Consider the following 20059-nt stretch of genomic DNA (forward strand, 5'->3'; position numbering starts at 1 on the left):
GTGCGAAACCCTGGCCGGAAACAGCGCCCGGCTCCTACGATCGTCGGAGTAACCCAACGATCGGACCCCGCACATGAACGTCGCGGACCTGCTGGCCCTGCCCGGCCTGCGGCTCGAACTGCTCACCGGTGACACCGAAGCCCTCAGCCGTGAGCTGCGCTGGGTGTACACGACGGATCTGCTGGAGCCCGAGGCGTTCCTGACCGGTGGCGAACTGGTGCTGACCAGCGAGGGCTGGTACCGCGAGCCCGCCGACTGCGCCCTGTTCGCCGCCTCCCTCAGCGCGGGCGGCGCGGCCGCCGTCGTCGCCGGTGACCTGCTGCTCGGCGAGGTGCCGCCCGCCCTGGCCGAGGCGTGCGGCCGCCACGGCCTGCCGCTCCTGGCAGCCGCCGCCGAGGTGTCGTACAGCAGCCTGTCCCGCACCGTCATCGACCGCATCAACCATGAGCGCGGCCGGGAGCTGGGCGAGATGCTCGGCCGCCACCGGCGCCTCGTCCAGGCCCTGGTCGACGGCGCCGATCTCGGCGGGCTCACCGCCATGCTCGCCACCGAACTGGGCCGCGACTGCTGGGTCCTGTCACCTGCGGGACGCCTGCTCGCCGGGCCGCCGGCGGCACTGCCGGCCGGCAGCCGCGCGGCACTGAGCGCGGCCGCACAGCGCTCCGGCCGGCTTCCCGCGACGGTGACGGCCGACGCGTCCCGGCCGGGCTCCGCGGGGCCCGCCGACCGCCGGCCCGCTGCCGTCCGCTACACCGTTCTGCCGATCGGCCGGCGCGGCAGCGGCGGCGGGCACCTCGTGGTGGCCGGAGAGCTCCTGGCCTCCGATGAAGTGGAATCGGCCACCCAGACAGCCGAGTTGCTCGCCCTGGGCGGGGCCCGGCGCGACGAACGGCGCCGCACCGAGCAGCACTTCCTCACCGAACTGGTCGCACTCGTCGAGTCCGGAGCACCGGCCGCTGTGCTGACGCCCAGGCTGCGCGCCGCCGGCCTCGCGGTCCAGGGCCCTTACCTGGTCCTGACCGCCACCAGCCTGGGGAGCCTACGGCCCTGGGACCTGGCCGCCGACCTGGTCGAGAGCGCACTCGACCACGATCCGCAGGTCTGTGCGGTGGTCGCCGGGGACGGCCGCGGTCTCACCGTCCTCGTCTCACTCGGTGGGGTGATCCGCGACGACCTGAAGGTGGCGGAGCTGCTCCGCGAGCGCTTCGCCGTGCTCGCGGGTGCAACCGGAGACGGCCGGATCTCGTTCGGACTCAGCGGCACCGTATCCACTCCGGGCGGCCTGCTCCGGGCGCTGGAGGAAGCCCGGCACGCCGGGCACCTGGCCGGGCTGGGAGCGGAGCGGCTCTCCCTGGTCACCGCCCGCGACCTCGACTCCCACCTCCTTCTGCTCGCCGGAGTCCCGGTCGAGATCAGAAGGGCCTTCCGCAGACGGCTCCTCGGCCCCCTGGAGGAGTACGACCGCACCCACGGCGCGGAGTTCCTGCGCACGCTGGAGGTGTTCCTCGAGCACAACGGCGCCTGGCGTACGACAGCGGCCGAACTCCACATCCACGTCAGCACGCTGCACTACCGCATCGGCCGTGTCGAGCAGTTGACGGGCCGCGACCTCTCCCACGCCCGCGACCGGGTCGATCTGCACCTCGCCTGCGCCATCACCGACACGGCCCGCTCCGACGGCCCAGGGGGTCGCAGGCCGGGACGGCGCGGCGGGTACGGAGCCGGGGCGCCCTCCGGGAGGATGCCGGAAGCTTGAAGACGGGCTACTCCGCCGTCCGCGTGGCGCTCGGCTGCCACGACACCAGACCGTCCGTGGGGGTCCGGGCGCACCAGGCACGGAACTCGTCATAGGTGCGGACCCCGTGATCCAGGACCGCCCGGTAGACCCACACCCCTTGTGTCGCCTCGCCCCGCGCCGCCGCGTCCTCCTTGATGGAGAGGACGGCGTCGCGGGTCGAGTCGTCCAGGGCGGCGCGCACGGGGGCGACGAGGTCAGCCGCGCGGGGACCGGGGTGATCACTGGGGAGCCACCACATGTCGATCTTCCAGGTCTCGTCATGCGTGAACTCGTAGTCCAGTCGCCAGTACAGTCCCCGGTCCGGCAGATCGAGGGCGTTCGTGAAGCGAACTCTGCGTACCCCGGGCAGCTGCGCGCAGGCGGCGAGCACAGCGAACCCCTCGGCCACGGACGGAGCGGTGGAGTAGACCTCCATATCGATGTCGGGTTCCACCACCAGGTCAAGGGCGACGGATCCGACGAGCACGGGCGCGCCGAGCGGCCGCCACCGCTCGAACAGCCCGAGCCGGTCGAGGATCGTATGCGCGGTGGCCCGGCGCCGGCGGGCGCGATCCAGGCGTGTGTCTGGGATGTCCATGCAGAGACCCTGGATGTGGTGATCACGAGCGGCACAACGTCGTGCAGCCGCGCCCCCACCGGATCGAGCAGTGGCGCGCACGCGCGCCCCGCTACGACAGGACCACCGGGTCCTAGCGGGCCTTCTTCGCGAACTCCGTCGTATATGTCTTGGACAGATCAACCGTGGCGTTCTTGAGGTTGGGGTTGAAGGCCTTCAGCACCTTCTCGACCGTCTCGGGGCCGTTGGCCGGCATCACACCGTCCTTGGTGAACATCGGCAGCGTGGCCTTGATCGACTGTGCGTAGAGCCCCTTTCCGCCCTGTGCGTAGTCGGCCGGCATCTTGGCCGCGATCTCGTCGGGCGAGTGCGACGACATCCACTTCAGGGTCTTCACGAAAGCGTTGACCAGCTTCTGCACCGCGGGCTTGTGGCCGTCGACCCAGTCGGCGTTCATATAGAGGCTGGACGAGGGGTACGGTCCGCCGAGCGCCGCCTGCGAGCCCTCGGGGGTACGCATGTCGATGAGGACCTGGCCGAGCTTCTGGTCGACGATGTTCGCGACCGTCGGGTCGGTGGTCATCCCGCCCTGGATCGAGCCCTGTTTGAGCGCGGCGATGAACGTCTGCCCCGCGCCGACGGCGACCGGGGTGAAGTCGCCGCTCTGCCCGCCCGCACGGACCGCCAGATACTTGGTGAGGAAGTCGGTGGACGAACCGAGCCCGGTGACCCCCAGCTTCTTGCCCTTGAAGTCCTTGGGGCCGGTGAGCGACCCCGCGGCCTTGTTGGAGACCACCTCCACCTCACCGGGGGCATGCGAGAACTGCACCACCGATTCGACGTGCTTGCCCTTGGACTGAAGGTCGAGCGTGTGGTCGTAGAAACCGACGGTGCCCTGGACATCGCCGGAGACCAGCGCCGTCTCGGCCTGGACACCCGCGGGCTCGGTCAGCAGCGAGACGTCGAGGCCCTCGTCCTTGAAGTACCCGAGCCGCTGGGTGAGCATCACGGGCAGATAGATCACCTTGTCCAGACCGCCCACCATGATCTTGATCTTGCCGCCGTCCTTGCCGCCGCCCGGGGAGCCGCCGCCGCAGCCGGTGAGCGCGGTCAGCGCCAGCACACCCGTCACCGCGACTGCCGACACCCTGCTGATGCTGCGCATGTTCATCACGTCCCTGTGATCTGTACGGAATTACCAGGAGGTCAGTACGGAATTGCCGGAGGCCGGGCCCCGGAGGCACCGGGTCCGCAAAGCGGCCGACGGGGCTGCGCCGTCAGCGCTCGCTGCCCGTGTCCACCGGCCGCCACCGGAACAGCCGCCGCTCGGCGAAGGTCAGCAGCCCTTCGGTGATCAGCGCGACCACCGCAAGGATCACCATCGCCGCGTACACACCCGCGGCGTTGAAGGTGCCCTGCGACGCGGAGACCAGCAGTCCGAGGCCCTTGGTCGCACCGATGTACTCCCCGACGATCGCGCCGATGAGCGCGAAGCCGAAGCTGACATGGAGGCTGGTGAAGATCCAGGAGGTGGCGGAGGGGATGACCACCTGGAAGGTGACACGCCGGTTGCTGGCGCCGAGGATCCGGGCGTTGGCGACAAGGTTGCGGTCGACTTCCCTGGCGCCCTGGAAGGCGTTGAAGAAGACCGGGAAGAAGACCAGCACAACGGCGGACGCGACCTTCGAGGCGGGGCCGAGCCCGAACCAGATGAGGAAGACCGGCGCCAGCACGATGCGCGGAATGGCGTTGAGCACCTTGATGTACGGGCCGAGCACATCGGAGAGGAACCGGATCCGGCCCAGGGCGATACCCAGAACCACCCCTGCGACCACACCGATGATCCAGCCGAGCAGCGCCTCGTACATCGTGTACCAGATCTGCTCCCAGAGAGATCCCTGCGCGGTGCCGTGCAGCGCCCACTCCCGTATCTGGTCCCAGATCTTCGACGGCATCGAGAAGTTGAAGGGGTCGATCACCTTGGTGCGGGCCAGGATCTCCCAGAGGGCGACCACCGCGATCAGCAGCAGCACACGGCTCACGTACACCACCGCACGGCGGTTGCGTGCTGCCCGCCGGCGCTCCTCGGTCCTGCCGTTCCTCTTGTCGGATGCGGCCGCGGAGGCGGCGGACGACAGCGTGGTGGCAGCGGCGCCGGGCACGGGCTCGGTCTCAGGCGGCATCGGCGGCACCTCGCTCACGGGTGATACGGACTTCCTCGCCCAGCGAGGACCAGATCTCGCGGTAGATCTCGACGAACCGGGGCTCGAGGCGCACGGCTTCGACCTTGCGGGGCCTGGGCAGGTCGATCTCGAAGATCTGCTTGACGGTCGCCGGGCCCGCCGTCATCACCACCACCCGGTCGGCGAGCGCGATGGACTCCTCCAGATCGTGGGTGACGAAGACCACCGACGTACCGGTGCCCGCGCAGAGTTCGAGGAGTTCGTCCGACATCAGCGCCCTGGTCTGGACGTCGAGCGCGGAGAACGGCTCGTCCATCAGCAGGATTTCGGGGTCGTTGACAAAGGTGGCGGCGAGCGCGACCCGCTTGCGCTGGCCCCCGGAGAGCTGGTGCGGGTAGCGGTCCTCGAACGAGGAGAGACCGACGCGGGCCAGCCACTCACGGGCCTTCTCCCTGGCCTCCGCCTTCGGCGCGCCACGGAAGCGCGGGCCCGCCATCACATTGGACAGGACGGTCCGCCAGGGGAAGACGGCGTCCTGCTGGAAGACGAATCCGACCTTGTCGCCGATGCCGCGGACCGGCTCACCGGCCACCAGCACCTCACCGTCGGTGGGCTCCTCAAGGCCGCTGACCAGGGTCAGCGTGGTCGACTTGCCGCAGCCCGTGGGGCCGACCACGGCGACGAACTCACCGCGCTCGACGGTGAGGTCCACCTCCCGCACGGCGGTGTGCGGGACCCCCGACGGGGTGCGGAACACCTTGCTGGCGCCCCGCAGTTCGATGGCGGGGCTCGTGTCTGTGCTCATGGACCGGACCGTAGAGGTGGCACGCGGCAGAGCGGCAGCCTTGTGGGCGCAAGGCGGTCTTCTGCCTGCAGGAGACTGTTGTGCTCGTTTTGCGCGCGCTACAACTACGTGGTCAACAGGAACGGCTCAGACCGCCACGGACAGAGAGCGGCCCGATGATGGATGTACTGGTGGTCGATGACGACTTCCGTGTCGCTGAGATCAACGCTGCGTACGTGGCGAAGGTTCCCGGCTTCCGTGTCGCCGCCCGCGCGCACAGCGCCGCCCAGGCGATGGCGGCGCTGGAGCGCGAACCCATCGATCTGGTCCTGCTCGACCACTATCTGCCGGACGAAACAGGGCTGGCGCTGGTCCGGCGGATGCGGGAGCTGGGACACCACACCGACGTGATCATGGTGACGGCGGCCGCCGACGTGGCGACCGTGCAGGCCGCCATGCGCCACGGCGCCCTGCACTATCTGGTCAAACCGTTCACGTTCTCGGTGCTGCGGTCCCGGCTCGAAGGGTACGCGGCGCTGCGGCGCACCGTGAGCCGTGTCGGAGGCAGCGGAGAGTGCGCGGGGCAGGAACAGGTCGACCGGATCTTCGGCGCACTGCGGACCACCGGGCCGGCCGCTTCCTCGGGTTTGCCCAGCGGGCACTCCGTACCGACATCCGACCTGATCCGCGAGACCCTGACCGGCGCCCGGCAACCGCTGTCGGCGCACCAGGTGGCCGCGAGGACCGGGCTCAGCCGTTCCACGGCACAGCGCTATCTGCGCCAGCTCGAACAGACGGGGCGGCTCAGGCTGACGCTGAAGTACGGGGACACCGGGAGGCCCGAGCATCGTTACGCCTGGGCCGCACCCGGGTCAGACGGCCCCGGCACCGGTCAGTGACCGCACCTCCGTCTCGGCGTGCCGGGCCGCGTCGGGCGGCTCGGACGAGGTGACCGTACCGAGCCATCCCGCGAGGAAGCCGAGGGGGATGGAGACCAGCCCCGGATTCTCCAGCGGGAAGAACTGGAAGTCCACGCCGGGGAAGAGCGAGGTGGGGCTCCCGGAGACCACCGGCGAGAGAACCACCAGGACGATCGCCGGGACGAGCCCTCCGTACACGGACCAGACCGCACCGCGCGTGGTGAAGTTCCGCCAGAACAGCGAGAAGAGGAGCGCCGGGAGATTGGCCGATGCCGCGACAGCGAAAGCCAGCCCCACCAGGAACGCGACGTTCAGGTCCTTCGCCAGCAGGCTGAGCCCGATGGCCACGGCGCCGATACCGGCGGCCGCGACACGGGCCACGGCCACCTCGCTGCGCTGTTTCCCTCCGCTGCCGCGGGTGCCACGGCGTCTGAGCGTCGCATAGAGGTCGTGCGCGACGGAGGCCGACGAGGCCAGTGTGATCCCCGCGACGACGGCGAGGATGGTGGCGAAGGCGACCGCGGCGACCACGGCGAAGAGCACCGTGCCTCCGGTGGACTCGGCTCCCCCGCCCACCTCCAGTGCGAGCAGCGGTACCGCGGTGTTGCCCGCCGGGTTCGACGCCCGGACCTGGTCCGAGCCGACGAGCGCCGCCGCACCGAAGCCGAGCACGATCGTCATCAGATAGAAGCCGCCGATGAGACCGATCGACCAGACGACGGAGCGGCGGGCGGCGCGGGCAGTAGGCACGGTGTAGAAGCGCGACAGGATATGCGGCAGCCCGGCCGTTCCGAGGACCAGCGCCAGACCGAGACTGATGAAGTCGATACGGGAGGTCCAGTCCCCGCCGTACTTGAGCCCGGGTGCCAGAAACTTCATCCCGTGGCCACTACGGTGCGCGGCTGAGGTGAGCAGTTGGTTGAAGTCTCCGTGGAAACGCACCAGGACGAGCACCGTGAGCAGGATCGAACCCGTCATCAGCAGAATGGCCTTCACGATCTGGATCCAGGTGGTGGCCCGCATCCCGCCGAGCGTCACATAGATCACCATGAGGGCGCCGACACCGATCACGGTCCATGCCTGGGCCGCGCCGCTGTTCCCGCCCAGCAGGAGCGAGACGAGGCTGCCGGCGCCGACCATCTGCGCCACCAGGTACAGCACGGACACGGTGACCGACGAGGAGCCCACCGCGATCCTGACCGGGTGCTCACTCATCCGCGCCGCCACGACGTCGGCCAGCGTGAACCGGCCGCAGTTGCGGACCAGTTCGGCCACCAGGAGCAGCACGACCAGCCAGGCGACCAGAAAGCCGACCGAGTAGAGCATGCCGTCGTAACCGAAGAGCGCGATCAGTCCCGAGATACCGAGGAACGACGCGGCCGACATGTAGTCACCGGCGATGGCGAAACCGTTCTCCATCGGGGAGAAGAGCCGCCCGCCGACATAGAACTCCTCCGCGGACCCGCGGCGGTTACGGCTCACCCAGGTGGTGATCGCGAGGGTGACCGCGACAAAGACGCTGAACAGCAGCAGTGCCAGGGTCTGATGCTGCGAGGTGATCGTGTGGCTGCTCAACGGCTGATCCCTCGCGTCAGTTCTCGCGTCAGTTCCTGTGTGTCCCAGCGGAGGTCGAGCGCCGCCCGGTCCCTGCGCAGGCGGGCGTGGCGGGTGTAACCCCAGGTGAGCAGGAAAGTGGAGAGGAACTGCCCGAGACCTGCCAGCATCGCCACATTCACCGCTCCGGCCACCGGGCGGGCCATGAACCCCGGTGCGGCCGTGGCCATGACGACATAGGCGAGGTACCAGACGAAGAACGCGCACACCGCGGGGACGACGAACCTCCGGTAACGACTGCGCACTTCCTGGAAGGCCGCGCTGCTCTGGACCTCCAGATAGATATCGGCCGCACTGCGCCCCTGCTCCGGAGTCGGCTGCCCGGAGGCCGCCTGCCCGGGGCTCGACGGCGCCGAAGCCGCTTGTGCCGGGTTCGGCTGCACCGGGCCCGACTGTGCCGGGGGGTCCTGTGCCGGGCTCGACTGCACCGGGGCTGTCTGCGCCGGTACAGCCGCGGGAGCGCCGGCGCCGCCCGACTCGCCCCAGCCGGAGGCCAACGCGTCGTACCAGGGGTCGTCCAACCGCACCTCAGCGGCGTCGAGCCCGTCGTCCTTCTCCACCGAATACCCTCTCCCTGTGCGCGACTGCTTCAGCCGCGTGCCCAAGGATGGGTACTTCCGGGGGCGTCCGAACCCTTATCTCCCCCTCTTCACCCCTTTAGGTGATGGACGTGCCCGTTAGGTGATGGACGTGCCCGTTAGGTGATGGACGTGCCCGGTGGCATTGCGAGCCCGTGCCCGTACGCATACCGCACGGCCTGTGCCCGGTCGCGTATCCCGGTCTTGGCGAAGAGGTTGTTGATGTGCGTCTTCACAGTGGCCGGCGAGATGTGCAACGAGCGGGAGATCTCCACGTTGGAGAGCCCTTCCGCGATGAGCGCCAGGATCTCGGCCTCCCGGGGAGTAAGGCCGTCGGGCAGCTCGACCGCGGTCCGCGGGGCGGGCGCTGACGGCGCAGTGACCCGCTCGACGAGCAGCCGCTGCACACTCGGCGAGAGCCCCGCCTGCCCAGCCATGACGTCCTCGATGGCCCGGACGATCTCCTCGCCGCCCGCGTCCTTGGTGAGATATCCCCGCGCCCCGGCCTGCAGCGCGGGAAAGAGCGAGCCGTCATCGGAGAACGTCGTGAGCACCACGACCTGCGTGGACGGGTACTGCTCGCGGATACGACGGGTCGCTTCCACCCCGTCGCAGCGGGGCATCCGCAGATCCATCAGGACCACGTCGGGAGCGTGCTCGCCGACCAGCGCGACAGCCTCCACGCCGTCCCTCGCCGCGCCCACGACCTCGATGCCGGGCAGCAGCCCCAGCAGCATCACGATGCCCTCACGCACAACGGACTGGTCATCGGCAACCACCACCCGCGCCGTCATGCCGGCACCTTCAGCCGTACCAAGAAACCCTCCTCATCGGGCCCCGCCTCCAGCGTCCCGCCGAGCAGTTCGGCACGCTCCCGCATTCCGAGCAAACCGTATCCCGAGCCACTGACAGCGAGTTCATCCACCGGTCCCCCAGGCCCCGAGTCCTTTACTTCCAGGAGGATTTCGTCCGGCAGATACTCCAGCCGAAGCCGGACTTCGGCGCCCGGGGCGTGCTTGCGTACATTCGTCATCGCTTCCTGAGCCACCCGCCGCACAGCCTGCGAGGCCTCAGCGGGCAGCGGCCTGCGGTCCCCCGTCACGGCAAACCGCGAGCCTCCTGCCACCTCCTCCAGGAACTCCTCGACCGGCGTCATCTCACCCCGCAGCGCCGAGAGCGCCTGCCTGGTCTCGGCGAGCCCCTCCCTGGCCATCCCGCGCGCCGCCACCACGCGTTCCAGGATCTGGTCCCGCCCCGCATCACGCTCGATCAGCAACCTGGCTGCCTCCAGATGCACCATCTGCGCGGAGAGGCTGTGGGCGAGAACATCATGGATCTCCCGGGCGATCCTGGACCGCTCCGCAAGCGCCGCGGACTCGGCCTCGGCCACCCGGGCCGCCCGCTCCTGCTCCAGCAGCCGCTGAGCACCACCCCTGGCCTCCCCGTCGAGCCGCAGCACATATCCGACGAGAGCCAGCCCTGCGGTCGTCACGGCGACCGTCAGCAGCCGGTCGTCGCCCAGCAGCGCGTAGGCGCCGAAGGCCGCCGCCGTACAGGGCAGCCCCGCCATGAGCGGCAGCCGCTCCAGTGCGATGACGGCGCAGCCGCACCAGAGGACAGCAGCCGGGCCGGGAAATCTCGCCTGCTGCGCCAGCACGGCAACGCCCAGCAGGACGACGAGCAGTGCCACCGAGGACCACAGGCGATGTTCCAGACTGGCCCAGTAGAAGGCGCGGACCGCCGCGACGCAGACACCGATGGAGACCGCAGCGGCGGCCAGCACCCACGCGTCGTCGCCGATCCTCGTGAAGACGCTCCACAGGAGAGCGCCCAGGGCAACGAACCGGACAGCCCAGTTGAGCGAGCGCCGCGCGCCGGTCACGCCCACCCGGGAAAGAGCCTCCCGGGAGGGCCAGCTCGTCCAGGCGCCGGGCGTCATACGCGGTCCTTCCCTGCCCCTCCGGGCATCGCTGCGGCAGGGACACCGTACGACGGGTTGATGTGCCCGGCCCGCCAGGCGACCACCCCGGCCCGCACCAGCAGGGAGGACGCCAGGGCGAGCAGCATGGCTCCGGTCCCCAGGCTCACTCCCGCCAGGGCGCCGAGACCCGCGACCCCGAGCCGTACGAGCAGCCCCAGTATCCAGACGGCAGCCGTGGCTTTGGTGCCCCTGGTCCAGGTCGACCCGTCCGGCTCGCTCCATATCTTGGTGGTCCAGGCCCAGCCCGCACCCATGAGCAGCCCGGTCAGCAGTTGCACCCCGATCAGCAGGACGGACAGGGAACGGTGGTGCGCGTCGATCAGGCCGTGCTGGCGCAGGGCGACGAAGGCCAGAATGGCGGGCAGCAGCCACCAGCGCCTGTCGTGGTTGACCTGCTGGGGGCGGAACTGCCGCACGAGCACCAGCGCGATGACCGCGACAGCCACCACGACATCGGTGAGCGTGGACGCTGACATGAGTGCCTCCGGTGAGCGGGGAAGGTTGACGCCTTCGACGCTACGGAAACGTGCGGGTCAGCAGATCGGAGCAGAGGTGGACCCTGGGTGGAGCTTGCGGCTCCACCCAGGGGTGGAGGGCCCGAGGATGCGAGCCCCGCGCGGCGCACAGCGGAGCAGCGCACAGCAGAGCACAGCCGGCAGGAGGCTGGAGGCTCAGGCGTCGATCCGCGAGCGGTCCAGTGTCGCGGCCGAGCTGGTGATGAACTCCTTGCGGGGCGCGACCTCATTGCCCATCAACAGGTCGAAGACCTGCTCGGACGACTCCAGATCACCGATGTTGATGCGCCGCAGCGTACGGAACCGCGGATCCATGGTCGTCTCCGCCAGCTGGTCGGCGTCCATCTCACCCAGCCCCTTGTAGCGCTGGATCGAGTCCTTGAAGCGGATGTTCTTGCGCTGGAATTCCAGCAGCTTCTGCCGCAGCTCGTTGTCGGAGTACGTGTAGACGTACTTGTCCTGGCCCTTCTTGGGCTGGACCAGCTCGATGCGGTGCAGCGGCGGTACCGCGGCGAAGACCCGGCCCGCCTCGACCATGGGTCGCATGTACCGCTGGAAGAGCGTCAGCAGCAGGATGCGGATATGCGCGCCGTCCACGTCGGCGTCGACCAGCAGCACGATCTTGCCGTAACGAGCCGCGTCGATGTCGAAGGTCCGCCCGGAGCCTGCTCCTATGACCTGGATGATGGCGCCGCACTCGGCGTTCTTCAGCATGTCCGAGACCGACGCCTTCTGGACATTGAGGATCTTGCCCCGGATGGGCAGCAACGCCTGGAATTCGGAGTTCCGGGCGAGCTTGGCCGTACCGAGCGCGGAGTCCCCCTCGACGATGAAGAGCTCGCTGCGCCCCACGTCGTCGCTGCGGCAGTCGGCGAGCTTGGCCGGCAGCGAGGAGGACTCAAGAGCGGTCTTGCGACGCTGGGCGTCCTTGTGCTGGCGGGCGGCGATCCGGGTGCGGGCTGCAGCCACGGCCTTCTCGAGCACCGCACGGGCCTGCGCCTTGGAGTCGCGCTTGGTGGAGGTCAGGAAGGCCTTGAGTTCCTTGGCGACGACGTTGGACACGATCCGGCTGGCCGCCGACGTGCCGAGCACCTCCTTGGTCTGGCCCTCGAACTGCGGCTCGGCGAGGCGTACGGTCACGACCGCCGTCAGCCCCTCCAGCGCGTCGTCCTTCACCACGTCGTCCTCGGCCACCCGCAGGAGCTTCGCCGAGCGCAGCACCTCATTGACCGTCCTGGTCAGGGAGCGTTCGAAGCCCGACACATGCGTGCCGCCCTTGGGCGTCGCGATGATGTTGACGAAGGACCTGACCGTGGTGTCGTAGCCGGTACCCCAGCGGAGCGCGATGTCCACTCCCAGATCGCGGGTGACCTCCGTCGGGGTCATATGACCGCGGTCGTCCAGGACCGGGACGGTCTCCTTGAAGGTGCCCTGCCCGGACAGCCGCTGCACGTCGCAGACGGCCTTGTCCTGAGCGAGGTACTCGCAGAACTCGCTGATGCCGCCGTCGAAGCGGAAGGTCTCCTCGGTCTTCCCCGCGCCATCGAGACCGCGCTCGTCGCGCACCACGAGGGTCAGCCCGGGGACCAGGAAGGCTGTCTGCCTGGCCCGCTGGTGCAGATGGTCCAGGGAGAGCTTGGCGTCCTTGAGGAAGATCTGCCGGTCCGCCCAGTACCGGACCCGGGTGCCCGTCCTGGTCTTGGGCACGCGCTTGCCCTTCAGCAGCCCGTTGGCCGGGTCGAAGGGGCTGTCGGGGCCCGACTCGGTGAAGATCCCGGGAACGCCGCGGCGGAAGCTGATGGAGTGGGTGGCGCTGCCGCGGTCGACCTCGACGTCCAGCCGGGCGGAGAGAGCGTTGACGACGGAGGCACCGACGCCGTGCAGCCCGCCGGAGGCCGCGTACGAGCCGCCACCGAACTTTCCGCCCGCGTGCAGCTTGGTCATCACGACCTCGACGCCGGAGAGCCCGGTCTTGGGCTCGACGTCGACCGGGATGCCCCGGCCGTTGTCCCGGACCTCGACGGAACCGTCCTCGTGGAGGATCACATCGATGTGGTCGCAGTAGCCGCCGAGAGCCTCGTCGACCGAGTTGTCGATGATCTCCCAGAGGCAGTGCATCAGACCGCGGCTGTCGGTGGACCCGATGTACATACCGGGCCGCTTGCGGACCGCTTCGAGCCCTTCGAGTACGAGCAGGTGCCGCGCAGTGTAGTTGGAGCCATCACGGTCTGCACCGCTCAGCAGCGCAGTGGAAGGCACGGACATATCGGCGGTCACGCGGTTCGCTCCTCGCTGAATTTATTTTCGGGCCCCATGGGTATGGCCCGGGCGTCGGTCGCCCGTCAGAGCCTACCGAGCCCTGGTAGAGCCGTTGTTACGCCACCCTAGAAGAGTCCGGCGCCAAACCCGCACCGTACACCTGTTCGATAGCTGGATGGAGTGAAGCCCACATCACGTTCCCTTCCAGGCATGAACCATTTAGGCTCCGGGCACGTCCTCATCAACAACCGGCAGCCAGCCGGGAGGATCCACCGAAGACAAGCAACGCGAAACCGTAAAGCCACCGCAATACGGCTTATTCGCCGCCACCCGGCAGCAGACAGCCACCTTGAACAGAAAGTTTCAAGGAAAAGCCACGAGCGGGAACGTTTTGGGCCTGGTTGGATGTTGACCCTGGTACGACAGCTCGTCGAGCTAGAGAAGAGGCGACGTGACTACTGTTCTGACCCCCGCGAGCCCGCTGACGGCCGCTGACCGCTGCGACCGATGCGGCGCCCAGGCATACCTGCGCGTTGTCCTCACCAGCGGTGGCGAACTGCTCTTCTGCGCCCACCACGGTCGCAAGTTCGAGCCAGAACTCAAGAAGATCGCCGCGGACATCCAGGATGAGACGGATCGCCTGACGGCCGTCCCGAACCATTCCGACGAAGAGGACCGCTGACACCTCGCACCCACGACGAGCCAAGGACCGGTATCAGCCCGGTCGACGGGCGGCCCCGCCTGCACCCACAGGAGAGGCCGCCCGTTCTCATGCCCGGCCCCGGGGGGCGTCAGGCGGGCCCTGAAGCCCCCCGGCACCACTCCTGGCCGCGGTGCCGGGCACGCACGCCCAGTGCCGGAGACCGATACCCCCTGATACCCCCGGCGCGCCATCACGCCGTCGTCACACGCCCGGCCGATGGCCCTGCAGACCCGGCACCGGCAGGGCAGACCTTGCGGGGCATGTGCATCGGGCTCATCCGACGCATGCCGTCAGCCGCGTGGCATCAGCCGTGGGACGCCACAGCCTGTGCCATCGCCGACATCCGTGTGTAGACACCCGGGCTCTTCGCCCGGCCGCAGCCCGCACCCCACGAAACCAGCCCGATGAGCCGACCCCGGGCTACCAGCGGCCCCCCGCTGTCGCCCTGGCACGCATCGTGGCCCCCTTCGGGCTCACCGGCACACAGCATGGTTGCCGCCTGGAAAGTACCGCTCGATGACCCGGGGTACGCGGACGCACACTGCGCGTCGGGCAGTACCGAAACATGGGAGGCGTGCAGCCCGGAGGGGTAGTCGCCGGTGCCGGCGGTGTCGCCCCAGCCGTAGACGGTCGCATCCGTTCCGGGCTCCTCGGCCGGATCGTGCGGATCGGCGATCCTGATCGCGTACGGGCGGGGAAGCGCCCGGGAAAGGGTCAGCACGGCGAGATCGGCCGCATTGCTGACCCGGTCGTACCGGGGGTCGGTCCAGGTGGACCGCACCCGGATCTCCTGACCCGCCGACGTACGCAGGTCGCTGCGGCCCGCGACGACCGACAGATCACGCACTTGGCCCAGCGGAGCGCCCAGCACTTCCCGGCTCAGACAGTGGGCCGCCGTCACCACCTCGCGCGGTGACACCGCCACTCCCCCGCAGAACTGGCCCGCCCGGCCCGACCCGAAGCGCTCACGACTGGCCACAGCGACCACCCAGGGGCTGTCGGCCACCGACACCCCCTGGCCACCGATCACCGTCACCCGCCCTGCGGCGGACGCGGGAGCGGACACGCCCAGTGGCAGCGCGGCCGCGGTCAGCGCCAGCACGCCGGTCAGTGCTCGGACGATAGGACGACACATACGACTTCCTGACTCTCCAGTGAACTTGTCTCACTCAGAGTGAATCAGCCCCATGGCGCATACACCCACACCGAAAACACACACCGGACCCGAAACGCAGAGCGGGCCCGCATCTCTCGTCACGGAGAGACACGAGCCCGCATCAGTACGTCCTGCGGCTCGCTGGACTAGTCGAGGTAGTCGCGCAGCACCTGCGAACGCGACGGATGACGCAGCTTCGACATGGTCTTCGACTCGATCTGACGAATACGCTCACGCGTCACGCCGTAGACCTTGCCGATCTCGTCCAGCGTCTTCGGCTGACCGTCGGTGAGACCGAAGCGCATGGAGACCACGCCCGCCTCACGCTCGGAGAGCGTGTCCAGGACCGAGTGCAGCTGCTCCTGGAGAAGTGTGAAGCTGACCGCATCGGCCGGGACGACCGCCTCGGAGTCCTCGATGAGGTCACCGAACTCGCTGTCCCCGTCCTCACCCAGGGGGGTGTGCAGGGAGATCGGCTCGCGCCCGTACTTCTGGACCTCGATGACCTTCTCAGGGGTCATGTCGAGTTCCTTGGCCAGCTCCTCCGGAGTGGGCTCGCGGCCCAGGTCCTGGAGCATCTGACGCTGGACGCGTGCGAGCTTGTTGATGACCTCGACCATGTGCACCGGAATACGGATGGTGCGGGCCTGGTCGGCCATGGCGCGGGTGATCGCCTGCCGGATCCACCAGGTGGCGTACGTGGAGAACTTGTAGCCCTTGGTGTAGTCGAACTTCTCGACCGCACGGATCAGACCGAGGTTGCCCTCCTGGATCAGGTCCAGGAAGAGCATGCCGCGGCCCGTGTAGCGCTTGGCGAGCGAGACGACCAGACGGAGGTTGGCCTCAAGCAGGTGGTTCTTGGCCCGGCGGCCGTCCTCCGCGATGATCTCCAGCTCACGCTTGAGCTTCGGCGCGAGCTTGTCGGCATTGGCCAGCCTGTCCTCGGCGAAGAGGCCGGCCTCGATGCGCTTGGCGAGCTCGACCTCCTGCTCCGCGTTGAGGAGCGGGACCTTGCCGATCTGCTTCAGATAGTCCTTGACGGGGTCGGCGGTGGCACCGGCGACAGCGACCTGCTGCGCGGGCGCGTCGTCCTCGTCGTCGTCCGAGAGAACGAAGCCCTTGGCTTCGCCGCCCTCTTCCTCCTCCTCGCCGGACTTGGCGACCGGGGTCTCCTCGGCTGCCTCATCACCGTCGTGGAGTTCGTCGGCGTCCTTCTTGGAGGCGGTCTTCTTCGCCGCGGTCTTCTTGACCGCCGTCTTCTTCGCGGTGGTCTTCTTGGCAGCGGCCTTCTTGGCGGCAGCCTTCTTCGCGGGCTCGGCATCGTCGGCCACAGCGTCCACACTGTCGGCAGCAGGAGCGGCAGTGGCCGCCACAGTCCTCGCCGCGGTCGCCTTGACCGCAACAGTCCTGGTGGCGGTGCGCTTCACCGGGCTCTTCGCTGCGACGCTCTTGCGGGGGCGCTTCGGCGACTCCGCGGCACTGACCATCAGAGTCACACCCTCTTCCTCGAGGATCTGGTTGAGGCTGCGCAGAACGTTCTTCCACTGGGTGGCCGGAATCTGGTCAGCCTCGAAGGCCCGGCGTACATCGTCGCCGGCGATCTGCCCATCAGCCTTTCCCCGCTCGATGAGCGCCATGACAGACTCGGACTCGGCGATCTCCGGCGGGAGAGTACGGGATGTGCTGGCCGACACGAACAACCTCTCGAAACGATGGAAACGGCTTCCGGCTCCGCCCTTGACGGGCCTGGAACCGACGACCGCCGGCTGGGGATGTACCGACGGCGCGGGCTGAGCTTCGGAGCTGTACAGCGCCGCCAACGACGCCTGCATTCCCTCTTCGGCTACCACCTCTTAGGTCATCGCGCTGTCTCAAAGAGTGTTACGCCCAATCCGCGTGGCCCGAGTCACACCCTATTAGCGACATACGACTCCCCAAGGGACGCATACCCACAATTATGCCGCCGGACCCTCCGGGGATCCGGCGGCACCGGTTTCCGGCCCGCGCCCCGGCCGCAGCGCGCGCTCAATGCACACGCGGCGCGGGAACGACGCGCTCCACCTCCGGGTGGACGGTCAGCAGTTGACGCATGGCGGCCTCCGCGGCCTGCGGGTCGTTCGCGGCGAGCGCGTCGGCGATACGCGCGTGCTGAACGAGAGCGACCTCGGTGGGCCGGTCACACCCCGTGACGGGACCGCCGGAGACCTGGAGGGCGCCCGAGACAATGCCCGAGAGGTGCTCCAGCATGCGGTTGCCCGCGAGCTGGATCAGCAGGGCGTGGAACTCGGCATCGGCACGGGAGAAAGTGACCGCATCGCCCTGAGCCAGAGCGTGGCTCATGATCTCGACCATGTCCGCGAGACGCTGCTGCATGTCCTCGCGCCCATGCCCTGCCGCCAGGCGCGCGGCCAGCGGCTCGATCGTCCAGCGCAGCTCGCTCAGTTCCCGCCGCTGGTCGTCACGCTGCGGTCCGAATGCCCGCCATTCGATGATGTCCGGGTCGAGCAGGTTCCAGTCACTGACCGGCCTGACCCGGGTTCCCACATTGGGGCGGGCGCTGACCAGGCCCTTGGCCTCCAGGACACGCAACGACTCCCGCACAACCGTGCGGGACACCTCGAAACGCTGGCCGATCTCCTCGGGAACCAGCGGGCGGTCGGCACCGAGGTCGCCGGAGACAATCATCTGGCCGAGCTGCTGAACCAGCTGGCCGTGCAGTCCGCGGCCGCGGCTGCCGGTAGCCCGCCGACCAGCCCTGGCCATCTCGGCGTCGCCGCCCCAGGAAGGAGTTCCGGCACGCCCGGCACCGGGCGCCTCTGCGTACGGATAGCGGTCGAGTTCACCCGAGCCTGCGAGGCCGGACTCGGCAGAGCGGGCGTTGGTCATCATGGAGTGCGCAAGGGTAGTCACGCATCCTTTGTCGGCGTGCCTCGGGCGCCCCTTGAGGTCTTTGGTGAAAAGCACACGAAAGGGTGATCATCGACCTCCCTGCAATTGACGCCTTATCGGAAAGAACCAGGCATTATCCCAGGAGTTGCTTTCAAGGCGTCGCGAAGCGGGCCAGGAAGGTCACCAACGAGCTCTGCCCCAAAGGCCCGTGAGCAGATATGCGCAGAGCAGAGCGGTGAGCGACAGGGCCAGGGCCGTACCTACGGGCTGCACCAGGAGGCGGAGAACCGCGATCAGCCACCGGTCCGCTTCGTGGGGCCAGCCCCAGGCGAGTTCACGGAGCTTGGCGGAGAGCCCGGTGACAGAGCGGGCGGCCGGTGCCGCCAGCGCCGCCTGTACCAGCGGTACGACGGCAACGGGGACGGACAGAACGGCGGCCAGCCCGGCGGTCGTACTCCTGAAGACACCCGCACCCAGCAGCCCCGCCCAGGCACAGCCGACCGCCAGCCCCGCCCAACCCACGACCAGCGAGAGCCAGTTGTGTGGAACACCGGCCAAGTCACCGCCGTACACGAGGCGGAGAATTCCCGCGTCCGCAGCGGCAGTGAGCAGCGCGAGCAGAAGGGCTGCCGCACCCGAGACGGCGAGTTTGGCGGCCAGCAGGCCGAATCGTCTCGGAACAATGCCATGGACCACGGCTAGCGCCGGATACCGGAATTCCTCGCCGAACGCGAGAGCGCCGAGCAGCCCGGCCGCACAGGCCGCGGGCGGCAACGGAAGCAGATCGGGCCACGCGATCAGAAGATGAGGGATGGGAGTCTGCCCAGCCCTGGCAAGCACCAGCGAAAGGACGACGGAAGCGGCCAGGGCGACACCCACGACGAGAAGCGCCGTCCGGACGCCGAAGACACGGCGCAGCTCATAGCGCAGCGGCCTGACCGGCCCCCTGAGCGGGAGCGGGGTGATCACCGGCTGCTGTTCGGAGAGTTCGGACCGGGCCGCGATCAGCGACTGGAGCTCGGGGAGCCCGGACCGGGCCGCGAGTACGGGGTCATCGGTGGCGGGCTCCGCCGGGCCGAAGGGCCCCTGCCCGTAGGGCGACGGGTCGCGGAAGGAGCCGTCGGGACCGGGCTCCACGAGGGAGCGGTCGCGGACCGGGGAGAGTTCGGTTGCGGGTCGGGCAGATGCGGAACCCGGGATACCGGCGACCGGGGAGGTTTCACCCCCTGGCCCCATGTCGCCTGTCTCATCGGCGAGCTGATGGATCAGAACTCCGTGCCTGAACGCCGTCTCGCCGACCTCGGCGCAACTGCTGCCGTAGACAGAGAGCCTGCTGCCGCTCTCCGTGACGACTTCGACAGAGCGGTGCCCTTCGCGGGCCTCCCGGCCGAGCAGTCCGGAAAGGCGTGCAGTGTGGGGTGTGCGCACGGCGACCCGGGGGCGGAGCCGGGTGCGGGCGAACTCGGCACCCTCCTGGTCCGCCACGAGCCGTCCGGCTTCGATGGTGACCACATGGTCGGCGGTACGGGCCGCCGCCTTGGGGTCACTCGTCGTGTACAGAACCGTGCCGCCCTGGGCCGCATGGTCGCGCACCACCCCGAAGAGCCAGTTGCTGTCCTGCGGCGAAAGTCCCGCGACGGGTTCGTCGAGGACGAGTGTCTGCGGATCCGCGAGCAGAGCCACCGCGAGGCCGAGCCTGCGGTCCATCCCGCGGGAGAGCGTGCCGAGCTGCTGCTCCGCGAGGCCGACGAGATCCACGCATTCGAGCAGTTCGCCGACGCGCGAGACAGGCACCCCCGTCGCGGCGCAGAGCATGCGCAGTTGCCCACGTACGGTACGTGCGGGATGTCCGGGCACATCACCGAGCAGGGTTCCCACTTCGGCAGCCGGACGCGCGATCCGGTGCAGCGGAAGACCCCGGAAATAGGTGATGCCACGGCCCCGGTCGAGCTCGAGCATCAGCCGCAGGGCGGTTGTCTTGCCGGCACCCGGAGCGCCGAGAAGTGCGGTGACCCGGCCGGCCTCGGCCTCGAAGGTCAGATCGTCCACGGCGGGCGGCAGGTCCCGGCGGGGGTGGCTGGTGAGTCCGATGGCCTGGAGCATCGCTTCTCTCGCGGGTAGCA

General features: G+C 69.0%; 17 protein-coding genes. 3 read left to right on the forward strand and 14 right to left on the reverse strand.

Annotated features, from left to right (window positions below; translation table 11 throughout):
- Positions 1 to 73: 73 nt before the first annotated feature.
- Positions 74 to 1756: a helix-turn-helix domain-containing protein gene (locus tag ACFXBC_RS10645; protein WP_385021455.1), complete on the forward strand. Its 1683-nt coding sequence runs from the start codon at positions 74 to 76 to the stop codon at positions 1754 to 1756.
- Positions 1757 to 1763: 7 nt separating this feature from the next.
- Here the strand turns inward: ACFXBC_RS10645 and ACFXBC_RS10650 are convergent, their stop codons facing one another.
- The 4 genes from ACFXBC_RS10650 to ACFXBC_RS10665 all read right to left on the reverse strand — a co-directional run bounded on the left by ACFXBC_RS10650 (position 1764) and on the right by ACFXBC_RS10665 (position 5342).
- Positions 1764 to 2375: a hypothetical protein gene (locus ACFXBC_RS10650; protein WP_385021457.1), complete on the reverse strand. Its 612-nt coding sequence runs from the start codon at positions 2373 to 2375 to the stop codon at positions 1764 to 1766.
- Between the two features lie 112 nt (positions 2376 to 2487).
- Entirely contained in the window at positions 2488 to 3519 is a 1032-nt protein-coding gene (locus ACFXBC_RS10655; protein ID WP_385021460.1) for an ABC transporter substrate-binding protein, read from the reverse strand.
- A gap of 112 nt (positions 3520 to 3631) precedes the next feature.
- Positions 3632 to 4537 (reverse strand): ABC transporter permease, encoded by a 906-nt coding sequence (locus tag ACFXBC_RS10660; protein WP_385021463.1) that lies wholly within the window; start codon positions 4535 to 4537, stop codon positions 3632 to 3634.
- Positions 4527 to 5342 carry an ABC transporter ATP-binding protein gene (locus ACFXBC_RS10665; protein ID WP_385021466.1) on the reverse strand — a complete coding sequence of 272 codons (816 nt, stop codon included), beginning with the start codon at positions 5340 to 5342 and terminating at the stop codon, positions 4527 to 4529. Before ACFXBC_RS10665 ends, ACFXBC_RS10660 begins: the two co-directional genes overlap by 11 nt.
- A gap of 155 nt (positions 5343 to 5497) precedes the next feature.
- Here ACFXBC_RS10665 and ACFXBC_RS10670 point away from each other — a divergent pair, with 155 nt between their 5' ends.
- Positions 5498 to 6220, forward strand: coding sequence for a response regulator (locus ACFXBC_RS10670; protein WP_385021469.1), 723 nt, complete (start codon positions 5498 to 5500; stop codon positions 6218 to 6220).
- On the opposite strand, the gene ACFXBC_RS10675 is transcribed toward ACFXBC_RS10670, so the two are convergent.
- The 6 genes from ACFXBC_RS10675 to ACFXBC_RS10700 form a co-directional block, all read right to left on the reverse strand.
- Positions 6194 to 7801: a cation acetate symporter gene (locus ACFXBC_RS10675; protein WP_385021563.1), complete on the reverse strand. Its 1608-nt coding sequence runs from the start codon at positions 7799 to 7801 to the stop codon at positions 6194 to 6196. The two genes, ACFXBC_RS10670 and ACFXBC_RS10675, sit on opposite strands and share 27 nt — an antisense overlap.
- A gap of 11 nt (positions 7802 to 7812) precedes the next feature.
- Complete coding sequence (locus ACFXBC_RS10680; protein WP_385021472.1) at positions 7813 to 8460, reverse strand: DUF485 domain-containing protein; 648 nt, start codon at positions 8458 to 8460, stop codon at positions 7813 to 7815.
- A 92-nt stretch (positions 8461 to 8552) separates the two neighbouring features.
- Positions 8553 to 9227, reverse strand: coding sequence for a response regulator (locus ACFXBC_RS10685; protein ID WP_385021475.1), 675 nt, complete (start codon positions 9225 to 9227; stop codon positions 8553 to 8555).
- Positions 9224 to 10372, reverse strand: a complete 1149-nt coding sequence (locus ACFXBC_RS10690) for a sensor histidine kinase (RefSeq protein ID WP_385021478.1) — start codon at positions 10370 to 10372, stop codon at positions 9224 to 9226. The genes ACFXBC_RS10685 and ACFXBC_RS10690 overlap by 4 nt, the downstream gene beginning before the upstream one ends.
- Positions 10369 to 10890, reverse strand: coding sequence for a DUF1453 domain-containing protein (locus tag ACFXBC_RS10695; protein ID WP_385021480.1), 522 nt, complete (start codon positions 10888 to 10890; stop codon positions 10369 to 10371). The genes ACFXBC_RS10690 and ACFXBC_RS10695 overlap by 4 nt, the downstream gene beginning before the upstream one ends.
- Positions 10891 to 11085: 195 nt before the next feature.
- A complete protein-coding gene (locus tag ACFXBC_RS10700; RefSeq protein ID WP_385021483.1) occupies positions 11086 to 13206 on the reverse strand; it encodes a type IIA DNA topoisomerase subunit B in 2121 nt (706 codons plus the stop codon).
- A 433-nt stretch (positions 13207 to 13639) separates the two neighbouring features.
- Here ACFXBC_RS10700 and ACFXBC_RS10705 point away from each other — a divergent pair, with 433 nt between their 5' ends.
- Entirely contained in the window at positions 13640 to 13870 is a 231-nt protein-coding gene (locus ACFXBC_RS10705; RefSeq protein ID WP_385021486.1) for a hypothetical protein, read from the forward strand.
- 325 nt (positions 13871 to 14195) lie between these two features.
- On the opposite strand, the gene ACFXBC_RS10710 is transcribed toward ACFXBC_RS10705, so the two are convergent.
- The 4 genes from ACFXBC_RS10710 to ACFXBC_RS10725 form a co-directional block, all read right to left on the reverse strand.
- A complete protein-coding gene (locus ACFXBC_RS10710; protein ID WP_385021489.1) occupies positions 14196 to 15026 on the reverse strand; it encodes a S1 family peptidase in 831 nt (276 codons plus the stop codon).
- A 167-nt stretch (positions 15027 to 15193) separates the two neighbouring features.
- Positions 15194 to 16741: an RNA polymerase sigma factor gene (locus tag ACFXBC_RS10715; RefSeq protein ID WP_385021492.1), complete on the reverse strand. Its 1548-nt coding sequence runs from the start codon at positions 16739 to 16741 to the stop codon at positions 15194 to 15196.
- Between the two features lie 331 nt (positions 16742 to 17072).
- On the reverse strand, positions 17073 to 18011 hold the full coding sequence (locus tag ACFXBC_RS10720; protein ID WP_385021495.1) for a FadR/GntR family transcriptional regulator: 939 nt from the start codon (positions 18009 to 18011) through the stop codon (positions 17073 to 17075).
- A 105-nt stretch (positions 18012 to 18116) separates the two neighbouring features.
- On the reverse strand, positions 18117 to 20039 hold the full coding sequence (locus ACFXBC_RS10725; protein WP_385021498.1) for an ATP-binding cassette domain-containing protein: 1923 nt from the start codon (positions 20037 to 20039) through the stop codon (positions 18117 to 18119).
- Positions 20040 to 20059: the final 20 nt, after the last annotated feature.

Source organism: Streptomyces sp. NPDC059398, from assembly GCF_042751845.1.
In the GTDB taxonomy this organism is placed as follows: domain Bacteria; phylum Actinomycetota; class Actinomycetes; order Streptomycetales; family Streptomycetaceae; genus Streptomyces.

Bases quoted from the DNA above. Each gene is read 5' to 3' on its own strand.
- ACFXBC_RS10645 (WP_385021455.1), top strand. From the start codon at position 74: ATGAACGTCGCGGACCTGCTGGCCCTGCCCGGCCTGCGGCTCGAACTG.
- ACFXBC_RS10650 (WP_385021457.1), bottom strand. From the start codon at position 2,375: ATGGACATCCCAGACACACGCCTGGATCGCGCCCGCCGGCGCCGGGCC.
- ACFXBC_RS10655 (WP_385021460.1), bottom strand. From the start codon at position 3,519: ATGCGCAGCATCAGCAGGGTGTCGGCAGTCGCGGTGACGGGTGTGCTG.
- ACFXBC_RS10660 (WP_385021463.1), bottom strand. From the start codon at position 4,537: ATGCCGCCTGAGACCGAGCCCGTGCCCGGCGCCGCTGCCACCACGCTG.
- ACFXBC_RS10665 (WP_385021466.1), bottom strand. From the start codon at position 5,342: ATGAGCACAGACACGAGCCCCGCCATCGAACTGCGGGGCGCCAGCAAG.
- ACFXBC_RS10670 (WP_385021469.1), top strand. From the start codon at position 5,498: ATGATGGATGTACTGGTGGTCGATGACGACTTCCGTGTCGCTGAGATC.
- ACFXBC_RS10685 (WP_385021475.1), bottom strand. From the start codon at position 9,227: ATGACGGCGCGGGTGGTGGTTGCCGATGACCAGTCCGTTGTGCGTGAG.
- ACFXBC_RS10690 (WP_385021478.1), bottom strand. From the start codon at position 10,372: ATGACGCCCGGCGCCTGGACGAGCTGGCCCTCCCGGGAGGCTCTTTCC.
- ACFXBC_RS10695 (WP_385021480.1), bottom strand. From the start codon at position 10,890: ATGTCAGCGTCCACGCTCACCGATGTCGTGGTGGCTGTCGCGGTCATC.
- ACFXBC_RS10710 (WP_385021489.1), bottom strand. From the start codon at position 15,026: ATGTGTCGTCCTATCGTCCGAGCACTGACCGGCGTGCTGGCGCTGACC.
- ACFXBC_RS10725 (WP_385021498.1), bottom strand. From the start codon at position 20,039: ATGCTCCAGGCCATCGGACTCACCAGCCACCCCCGCCGGGACCTGCCG.